Raw genomic sequence first — 466 nt, forward strand, 5'->3', positions numbered from 1 at the left:
GTCGCGGTGAACGCGAGCGTCGTCGCATGCAGCATCAGGATCACTTCGTTGCTGTAGCTCGGCAGCGAGCGGCGCAGCGCGGACGGCAGGATGATGCGCTTATAGAGCTTGAAGCGCGACATCCCATAGGCCATCCCGGCTTCGATCTCGCCGGACGACGTCGCCTTGATCGCGCCCGCGAAGATCTCCGTCGCATACGCGCATTCGTTCAGCACGAACGCGAGCAGCGTGCAGTTCATCGCGTTGCGGAAGAACGTGTCGAGCAGCACGTGGTCGTGCACGACCTGCAGGCTGTAGATGCCCGTGTAGCACATCAGCAGCTGCACGTAGAGCGGCGTGCCGCGGAACACGTACGTATAGAGCCACACGGGGCCCGAGATCCAGCGGTTCGACGACGCCCGCGCGATCGCGAGCGGCACGGCGAGCGCGAAACCGAACGCGATCGACACGACCAGCAGCCACAGCG

General features: G+C 64.6%; 1 protein-coding gene. It reads right to left on the reverse strand.

The genetic code is table 11. From position 1 onward, the window contains the following. The coding region (locus M3630_RS30570) for an ABC transporter permease subunit (RefSeq protein WP_251254666.1) at positions 1 to 466 on the reverse strand (466 nt) is incomplete at both ends.

This window comes from Brevibacillus sp. MER 51 (assembly GCF_023714195.1).
Lineage (GTDB): Bacteria > Bacillota > Bacilli > Brevibacillales > Brevibacillaceae > Brevibacillus.